Origin of the sequence: Pseudomonas sp. NFPP02, assembly GCF_900119355.1 — a bacterium.
Taxonomy (GTDB): domain Bacteria; phylum Pseudomonadota; class Gammaproteobacteria; order Pseudomonadales; family Pseudomonadaceae; genus Aquipseudomonas; species Aquipseudomonas paracarnis.
In genome coordinates this window covers 216,870-226,178 of the sequence record NZ_FPJI01000012.1, presented here as the reverse complement: position 1 = coordinate 226,178, position 9,309 = coordinate 216,870, and the positions used below count along the sequence as shown (strand labels likewise).

The window sequence follows — 9,309 nt, the reverse complement described above, 5'->3', positions numbered from 1 at the left end:
TGATAGGCCGTCACCGCGCCCATCGGGTCTTGCTCGACGGTCAGCCGGCCCTGGTCGTCGTAGGATTTAAAGTGCGTGGCGCCGTCCGGATCAATCCTCTGCACCAGCCGCGCCCGCTGGTCATGGACATACACCTCCTGGCTACCATCGGCGTTATGCACCGTGACACGCCCGTCATCGCCCCAGGCATAGCGCGTGTCCATCTGCGAAAAACTCGTCCAATGCCGCACGCAGCGAGCCGCCTTGCCCGCGCCTTCCCACGCCCAGAAGAAACTCGCCCCACCGGCTAACTGCCGCTCGACAATGACGTGCTGATCGTCGTACCGATAACGCTCGCTTTCACCGACGGCATTGGTCGCGCAGACCAGTCGGCCAGCTTCGTCATAGGCGTAGGAAACGATGTTCTGCTCGGTTTCCCAAACGTAGGGCTCACGCCCTTTGGCGCGATGCACCTGGTAGTCCACCGCCACGATGCGATCCCGCTCATAACGCAACAGCAACGAGCGCCCCGCGCCGTTATCCAGCCGCTCAATCCGCCCTGAACGATCCCGGCAAAGGCGCAGCCGGTTGTCATACGCATCGCTGATGGTTGTCAGCACACCGTCGCGAAAGTGGTAGAAACGCGAGGCTTGGGCCAGCACCAGTTCATCAGGCGCCGAACCCAAGTAGATCGCCGCTTCCGCCAGGCTATTGGTGATCGCGGGCCGAGAATCGGTGGGCAAGGGCAGGGTAGTCGAGCGGTTCTCATGGTCAGTCCACACCACCGAATCGCCCGACACCACCAGCCGATGGGCCAGCCCATGACTCCAGCCAAACCCCAACCCACAATCCACATCCACAGCACTGGTGCGGTACAACCGCGTCCACTCAAACGGTAAAATCCCATCCAGCGCGCCATCGGTGAGGGTCAGCAATTCCTCGCCGGTGACCATCGACACCGGACAACCGTGGGTGACGGTTTTATCCGCAGGCGCCGCCGCATCCCCCTTCGGGTTCGACGCCACAGCCGGCACATCATCGACAGGCTCCTGACGAACCAACGTGGTGCGCTGGGTCTTGCCGCGCACCATCGACACCGGGTTCGAAACCAGCGTGTCGCCTGCCTTCAACGGCACCACTGGCACCGCCTTGACCGGCGTCGCCGCACTGCTCAGCAACACCGGCTTTGCGGCCTCCACATGGGGCTCCAGCCGAGGCCCCGCCACCTGCTTGGCCAGCAATTCCAACAACGCCCGCGCCCGCCCGGACTTGACGCCACTAAGCATCTGAGCACCCAGGCGCAGCTGCACCCCAATGCCTCGCGTGGCCCAGATCAGCAGCAAGTTGATCAGCACTTCGCCGGTGATTTCACCCAGCAGTTCGTACATGTCGGGTGGCGGCAGCATGCGTACCCAGGCCACCAGCGCCGACAGGTAGATAAACAACAGCGGCTCATCACTGAGTACCAGCAACCCCTTGGCCAGCGTGTCTTTGCCCAGCTTGAGCAGCGCATTCAGCTCGGCCTCGGACAGGTATTTCAGCAACGTTTCGCTGTTGGTCTTGAGGTTCGCGAGCAGGTCGTACAGCTCGGTGATGTTGTCCCACAGGTTATAAAGCGCGTTGCCCAGCCCGGCAGCAAAGGCCATGCCCTGTAAGGCACTGCGCTTGTAAGCCGGCGCTTTGGCAAAGTCTGCCCATCGAGGCTTGAAATACTCGGCCCATGCCGTGCGCAAATCCGCTTCCAGCCCGGCGATCACAGACTCATAGGACGCATACAGCGCCTGGACGTGAGCCTTGGAAACGTTGGGGTAAAAGGTGATTTCGTACTGTTGGTCGCGGGTACAGTCGCTGACTTCAAGAATGCCGCTGGGGCCAATGGTCCGATGCAGTGGCGCGCCTACCGGGCTGCCGTCCTGTGCAACGGCTTGCAGCCTCACGGGCGTGTTGCCGATAGGCACGAACTGCGTGCTTTCGAACAGATGCACCAGCGTCAGCCCACCCTGGGCTTTGCATTGAGCGACGGTGCGGCTGGGTTTGTCGGAAGAGATCGGCGCGACCAGTGCGACGTCTTCCCCAACCTTGAACACCTGCTCCACGCTAAGTGCCGAACCACTTAAAAAGCTGTCGGTCCACTTATCAAAGGTATTCAGGCAGGTGCGGAAGTCCGCGAATACGCGCTCAACCTTCGGCGCTTCGGGATCCATCGGCACCAGCATCAGGTTGGCCAGCACCGAGATCAAGAGACAGCCCCATTCATCAGGGCTCTAACGAACACCAGCATCTGCAATCCCTCGCACTGTTTGATCAGGCGAGGGACTTTGCAGCGGTTGTCAGGTAAAAGAAGTCGGCGTTATGCGCGAAAATAGCGAGGAAATTTCGTCTTAACTTCAGTTAAACCGAGGCTTGGTCGTAGGAGTCGGATTACAGCTGGAACAGTCTTACAACTTCAACTGCCCAATCGCCTTGCTCAACTCCCCGGCCAACGTCGCCAGTTCATTGCTGGTAGTCGCCGATGCCACGGTTTGATGTACGGTGTTTTCGGTCACATCGCGAATGCTCACCACGGCGCGGTTCATCTCTTCGGCAACATGGCTTTGCTGCTCGGCGGCCACGGCGATCTGGGTGTTGCTTTCGCGCATCTGTGCCACGGCCCCGGTGATTTCAGCCAAGGCCACACCAGCTTCCTGGGCCTGCTGGACGCAGTCATCGGCCTTGAATGAGCTTTCCTGCATAAAGTCCACCGCGTCGCGGGTGCCGGCTTGCAGCGCCGAGACCATGCGCGTGATTTCGTCGGTGGAGCTTTGCACACGCTTGGCCAAGTTGCGCACTTCGTCGGCGACTACCGCGAAACCGCGACCCATTTCCCCGGCGCGGGCGGCTTCGATGGCGGCGTTGAGGGCGAGCAGGTTGGTCTGTTCGGCGATGCTGTGGATCACCCCGACCACGCCGTTGATTTTCTGGCTGTCTTCGGCCAGTTTCTGGATCATTTCGGCGGTCTGCTGTACCCCAGTGGACAGCCCGGCGATCGAACGCTGTACCCGGGTGACCACGGCCTGGCCGCTGCCGGCGAGGGTGTCGGCGGACTGCGACAAGTCACGGGTGGCGCCCGCGTGCTGGGCGATGTGGTAGACGGTGGCGGTCATTTCGTTGATGGCGGTGGCGGCCTGGTCGGTTTCGCTTTGCTGGCCCAGCATGCCGTGTTGCACCTCGTTCATGCTGCTGGCCAGGCGTGCGGCGCCGTCGTCCAGTTGCCGGGCGGTGCGTGCCACGGTATTGACCACGCGCTGGTAACCGGCTTGCATGGCGTTGAAGGCGCTGGCCATCTGGCCGACTTCATCCTTGCAGGCCAACGGCACCCGCGCCGACAGGTCACCAGTTTTTTCAACGTGCAGCATTACATCCTTGAGGGTGTTGAGCTGACTGAGCAGGAAGCGGATCAACAACTGCGAGGCGCCGAGCATGGCCAGCATCAGGACTGCCACGGCAACGGCGTAATTGGCGAAGCGTTCACTGAACACCTGGCTCAGGCTCGGCGCGTAGGCGAGGACTGCGACCTGCTGGCCGTCGGCCCGGCTGATCACCTCGGCGCCGATCAGCGGGTTTTCACCGAACAACGGCATAGGGTTGAGTTCAGTCCAGCCGTTGGCAGTGTTCAGGGCGGGCAGGTCCTGGGGGATCTGGCCTTTGGAAAATGCGAGCCAGTGCTCACCAGTGGGCAAGGTTCTGTCAGCTGGCCAGGCGCTGAGCAAGCGTCCTTGGGCCTGGGCCGATGCTTGCGACGCCTGGCTGCGCGCCTGTTGTTCAAGCTGTACCGCGTACAGCACCAGCAGCAGGGTGGTGATGAAGGCGACCGCGTTGACGGCCCAGAATTTGTATTTGAGCGAGATATTGCTAAGCCAGGCACCCATGGAAGGTTTTCTCTGATAGCGGAAACGGTATTGGCAAGGTGCCATTATTGTGCCGCTATTCAGAAAAGCGCTTTTGACATGGGTCAATGCGCCGCATTAGTCGATGGCAGGCAAGCCGAAAAAGCGGCGGGCGCAGGCGGTGCTGTGCAACGCCAGATCTTCCATCGTTTCGTTACGGTGCAGGGCCACTTCGCGCAGTACTTCGGGCAGGTATGCCGGCTCATTGCGACCATTCTTCGGCTTGGGGCGCAGGGTGCGTGGTAGCAGATAGGGCGCATCGCTTTCCAGCATCAGACGGCCTCGGGGAATATCCCTGACCAGTGAATGCAGGTGGGTGCCACGGCGTTCGTCGCAGATCCAACCCGTGATGCCAATGTGCAAATCCAGGTCCAGGTAGCTGAACAGTGCTGCCTGTTCGCCAGTGAAGCAGTGCACCACGGCGGCTGGCAGGTGGTCGCGGTAGTCCTTGAGGATCTCCAGCAGACGCTGGTTGGCATCGCGCTCATGGAGAAACACCGGCAGTTGCAGTTCGACGGCCAGGGCGAGGTGTTCTTCGAGGACTTTTTCCTGCTGGGGGCGAGGGGAGAAGTCCCGGTTGAAATCCAGCCCGCATTCACCCACGGCGCGCACTCGGCTGTCGCCCAGCAAGCTGCGCAGGTGTTGGGCGCTGTCGCTGTTCCAGTCGCTGGCAGAGTGAGGGTGAATACCGGCGGTGCTGAACAGGCGCTGGCCGCTTTCGTCGAGCTTTACACACAGTTGCAGGGCCTGTTCGCTGCCCTCGACGCTGGTGCCGGTGAGTACCAATTGCTGCACGCCAGCGGCGTAAGCGCGTTCGAGAACGGCCGTGTGCCTCTCGTCGAAACTGGGGTTGGTCAGGTTGACGCCAATATCAATGAGTTGCATGGTGCTATCTCCGCCTGCGGCCGGAAAGCATATCAGAGCTGTAGATTGATAAGAAAAACCAAGAACTACAACGCGTTAACGCTGTCTTTGAACGTCGCAAGCGACATTGTGGTGGGCCGATTGCTTACCACCGTGGCGCCGTTGCACGCCTTGCCAGCGCATAAAGCGCTCTGTTTCTGACCACCAGCACGTCGTTATTCGCGAAGGTGCTGGCCAGTTTTCTTTTCGGAGAGCGGATGATCCGACCCTCGGCGTTGCTTATGTTGTGCCTGACGTTGCTGCTGCCCATGGCGGCGGTCGCACGTCTGGATGGGCCGCTGCAAGTGGCCAAGCCCGGCAAGGTCCGCGACCTCGCGCAAATTCGCTCCAGCCGCACTCTGCGCGTATTGGTCAACCAGAGCCGCAACAGTTCCGGTGAAGTGCAGGGCCAGGCCATCGGTGTCGAATACCATCGGTTGCGTGCCTTCGAGCAGTACCTCAATGGCCATGCCCGTGATGGGCAGGCCATCAATCTCAAGATCATCCCCAAGGCCAAGGACCAGTTACTCGGCGCGCTGGCCCGTGGCGAGGGCGACCTGGTGGCGCCCGGTGAGTTGCTGGACGTGAAGGGCGTGCACAAGGTCAGCGCCAGCGACCCGATTGTCAGCGATGTGCCGTTGTGGCTGGTGGGCGTCAAGGGTGAACGACGCTTTACCAGGCTGGAGCAACTGTCAGGTCGCACGCTGACGCTGACCACGGGCAGTGCGGCGGCGGATGCCATCAGTCAGGTCAATCAAAAACTGGCTCTGCACAAGCGCCCCCCTGTGAAAGTCGAATGGGTTGACCCCAGCCTGGCGGTGGAAGACGTCCTGGAGATGGTGCAGGCCGGGATTTTTCACCTGACGATCGTGGAAAAACCCATTGCCCAACGCTGGTCGAAAATTCTGCCCAAGTTGCGCTTTGACAAGCAGGTGGTGATCAGCGAGCCGGGCGACGAGTTCTGGTTTGTGCGCCAGGATGCCTCGATGCTGCGCGCCAGCATTGATCGGTTTCTCAAGACCTATCACACGCCTTCCGACCAGGATGTGGCATTCCAGCGTATCTATCGACGCCTCTACCAGGTCCGTAACCCGTTGGCGCGGGCTGACCGCCAGCGCCTGGAAAAACTGCGCCCGGTCCTGCAAAAACATGCACGTGAGCAAGGTATGGACTGGCTGAACCTGGCGGCGTTGGCGTTCAAGGAGTCTTCCCTGGACCCAGGCGCACGCAACAGCGGCGGCCCTACCGGCCTGATGCAGATCACGCCGTCGGCGGCCCAACGGGTGGGGGTCAACAATATCGAGACGCTCGACAATAATGTGCAAGCGGGGGCACGTTACCTGGCGATGATCCGCCGCAAGTTTTTCGCCAGCCCCAAGCTCAATGAGCGTGAGCGCATGGCCTTTATGCTAGCGGCGTACAACATGGGGCCGGAGCGAGTACAGGGCATGCGCACCGAGGCCAAGCGCCGTGGGCTTAACCCCAATCAGTGGTTCTTCCAGGTTGAACGCATTGCCATGGAGCAGGTAGGGATGGGCGGCGTCAGCTATGTTAATAGCGTCAACAAGTATTATTTGGCGTTCGATCGGCAGCGGGAGTCCCTGGAGCCGCCCGCGGCTAAAATTGCATCGCGTAAATAATCGAATTTTTAGATGTTAATTAGGCAATATTTTGGCTTTTATCATTGTTTAAACTGATTAATATAGCGGCCAACCAACCCCTACCTGGAAAAGGATTTACCCCCATGAGCCCAATGATTACCCGTGTACTGTCCACTCGCGCCGGTTATGGCCTGACTATTCTGCGCATTTTCGTCGGCATCATCTTCGCTGCCCACGGTTCGCAAAAACTCTTCGGCTGGTTTGGCGGTGGTGGTCTGGCGGGCACCGCACAATGGATGGAAAGCATCGGCCTGGCGCCGGGCACGCTGATGGCGCTGCTGTCGGGCGGTACCGAGTTCTTCGCCGGCCTGGCCCTGATCATCGGTTTGTTGGTTCGCCCTGCCGCATTGGGCCTGACCTTCCTGACACTGGTGGCGATTTTCTCTGTACACATCCACAACGGGCTGTTCATGGCCAACAACGGTTATGAGTTCGCACTGGCGTTGCTCGGCGGCGCGTTGGCGGTGTTGTTGGAAGGTGCGGGCAAATTGTCTGTCGACCGCGCGATCACTCACTGATCGTTTAGCAAGCTGTACAGAAGGCCCGCTGATGCGGGCCTTTTCGTTGCCCGGGATTCTTGACACTGCCCCACCGGCTTCTCTAGGATGCTGCTCATGCGCCGATTTAAACAGCTAATTGCGGGGCGCCACTGGGACTCAATGCAGCCCGACAGAAGCACGCTTGCTCACGCAGGGCGTTCTTCGAAATACCGCTAAAGCGCTGGTTCGGTGTTGCCTCTCACCTGCCCGCAGACTTTTGAGGCAGAGACACGACACGATGAATGCACTGCGCCCTCTCATACGCTTGGCCCCGATCACCGCGGACCTGACTCAACGCAATCCGAAAATCCTTCTGGGCGGTAAGCACCAGCCGACGCTGCTGCGTTATCTGGACGGCTGGCCACGCCGTTCCGGTCGACCTTCGGCGTTCCTGATCCAGTTTGTTGAAGACGGCGATTCCCTGGCCCGTTTTGCCAGCGATAGTTTCGATCTGGCAGTGATCCAGGCACCGAATGCCAGCAACGCCGTTGAGGTGATCCATCAACTGACACGCATTGCCCGCCAAGGCCTGATTACCCGTCGCTGAGCGAGTGGTGATAGGCCGCCAACGTAGATGTTCGACGCCTTCGCTGGTATAGGAAAAGTACCCAGGCAATCAGGCACAGCAGCAGCGGTATTGTGGCGACCATCAGCCATTGCAGATATCGTTCGAAACGCAGCAGCGGGGCGTATGCCTGGGTCTTGAGCGCCTGCAACTCGATAGGCAATTGCAGGCGCTCTTTGTTGAGTGCCTGCAACTGGGTAGTGGTATCCACGGCTTGGGTCATGAGGCTGGTGTGGGGTGGGTTCAACCTGCGCCATGCTTGTTCTGTCTGCTCAAGTCGTCGCTCCATCGCAGTCGCACTTTTGCGATAAGCCTGTGCGGCTTTGTCGCGCATGTGTTCTAGCCTGCGCAGTGGTTGGCGCATCACACGGGATTGAATATTTCTGAGTGCCTCGGGCGCCGCCAGATTATCCAACGTGTTCAATACAAACTGCGCGTTGCCGTTGGGTAGGGCGTTGTTGAGCGTGTCCGCGAGCAAGTCCGTGTCGGCCACGATCACCATCTGGATCTGTTCTGCCCTCTGCAGCCCGGGCGGCTGGCCCTCCAGGCCGTCGGGAAACGCTGAATAAGCGGGCCCGTCAAGGCGGGCGGCGATGACATGGCGCTGTCCTGAAGTCGCTGATTCATCTATGAGTGAGTCGAACGTGGTAGCGGAAGCAAAGCGTTCTGCGTCCACCAATGCCGATTGGCGTGAGCTCAGCAGAAGCGGGGTCAACAGCGAGCGGCTTTTGGGGGCCAAGGAGAGCGCGCCGCTGCTCGATACGATGACCGAATGCAGTCCCCAGGTGCTGATATCCGACCTGGTCATTGCCTGCCTTGGCAGATGTAGCCTGGCCGGGTGCAGTACCGCGGGCATTCCGGTGCCGGGCGTTGCTGATGAGGCATAAAGATTATCGACCAGCAACTTGTCCGCAGGCATCTGGATACCCCATGCGGTCAGCAGCGCATCCAGCCTGGCGTTTGTGGATATGGCGTCGGCGCCTATCTCGCTCACCGGGTCGATGAACATCATCAGCTTGCCGCCTTTGAGTACCCATTGCTCAAGGGCATATAGGGCTCGACCAGATAGAGCGTGTGGCTGTACAACCATCAGTGTGTTCATGGAGGGCGGTACTTGGGTGATGTTCGCTGCCAATTCCACCACACTGAATTGCTCGCGCATCAACTCCAGTAACCCACCGGCCGATTTGTCCAAGGGCAGTCCCGACAGTAGGCCAACAGTGGGGCGATCAGGGTGCATCAACTTGTAGATCAGGTGGCTGATTTCATACTCGAGCAATGATTCATGCTCAGGGCTGAACGCTTGGATGCGTTGGGCGCCCTGGCCGGCACGCGTACCGATAAGGCCAAGGAATCCTTGTGTGTCATCAAGGCCAAACAAGCTGGCTTTATAGGCGTCCTCAGAGAACGGGGTGGGGTTGATAATATGTAAGTTGATCATGCCGTTGGCAGCTTTTTCGAATTCCTTGAGCAAGTCTTCCACGCGCCGGCCATAACGTTTCAATACCGGTTTTTTTTGCGGTGCATTGAGGGTGTTGAAGAAATATAAGTCCAGTTGGCTTTCAAGTGAAACGAGTAATTGCCGCGCCGATGGCGATAGGGTGTGGGTGTTTTCTTGGGAAAAGTCCCAACGGACAGTTGGCAGTTTGGGTACCCAGACTAAATTGAATGCCAGAAACAGTAGTGATATGACGATCAATGTCATACCCGCGCGAAAAGCGGATCCCATCAGTGGC

Annotated in this window: 7 protein-coding genes; 3 read left to right on the top strand and 4 right to left on the bottom strand. The window is 59.5% G+C overall.

Going from position 1 to position 9,309, the window contains the following annotated elements; genetic code table 11:
* The 3 genes from BT204_RS21250 to BT204_RS21240 form a co-directional block, all read right to left on the bottom strand.
* The coding region (locus BT204_RS21250; protein WP_139271533.1) for a DUF6531 domain-containing protein at positions 1-2,219 on the bottom strand (2,219 nt) is incomplete at its 3' end.
* 198 nt (positions 2,220-2,417) lie between these two features.
* Positions 2,418-3,887, bottom strand: coding sequence for a methyl-accepting chemotaxis protein (locus BT204_RS21245; RefSeq protein WP_072448192.1), 1,470 nt, complete (start codon positions 3,885-3,887; stop codon positions 2,418-2,420).
* Between the two features lie 96 nt (positions 3,888-3,983).
* On the bottom strand, positions 3,984-4,790 hold the full coding sequence (locus BT204_RS21240; protein WP_072448190.1) for a TatD family hydrolase: 807 nt from the start codon (positions 4,788-4,790) through the stop codon (positions 3,984-3,986).
* A gap of 236 nt (positions 4,791-5,026) precedes the next feature.
* Here BT204_RS21240 and BT204_RS21235 point away from each other — a divergent pair, with 236 nt between their 5' ends.
* The 3 genes from BT204_RS21235 (at position 5,027) to BT204_RS21225 (ending at position 7,555) form a co-directional block, all read left to right on the top strand.
* The gene (locus BT204_RS21235) at positions 5,027-6,448 is read left to right on the top strand and encodes an MltF family protein (protein WP_034126720.1); all 1,422 of its coding nucleotides are present in this window, start codon (positions 5,027-5,029) and stop codon (positions 6,446-6,448) included.
* Positions 6,449-6,552: 104 nt separating this feature from the next.
* On the top strand, positions 6,553-6,987 hold the full coding sequence (locus BT204_RS21230) for a DoxX family protein (protein WP_003189852.1): 435 nt from the start codon (positions 6,553-6,555) through the stop codon (positions 6,985-6,987).
* Positions 6,988-7,246: 259 nt separating this feature from the next.
* The gene (locus BT204_RS21225; RefSeq protein ID WP_034126721.1) at positions 7,247-7,555 is read left to right on the top strand and encodes a hypothetical protein; all 309 of its coding nucleotides are present in this window, start codon (positions 7,247-7,249) and stop codon (positions 7,553-7,555) included.
* On the opposite strand, the gene BT204_RS21220 is transcribed toward BT204_RS21225, so the two are convergent.
* A complete protein-coding gene (locus tag BT204_RS21220) occupies positions 7,542-9,302 on the bottom strand; it encodes a Gldg family protein (RefSeq protein WP_072448189.1) in 1,761 nt (586 codons plus the stop codon). The two genes, BT204_RS21225 and BT204_RS21220, sit on opposite strands and share 14 nt — an antisense overlap.
* Between the last annotated feature and the right edge of the window lie 7 nt (positions 9,303-9,309).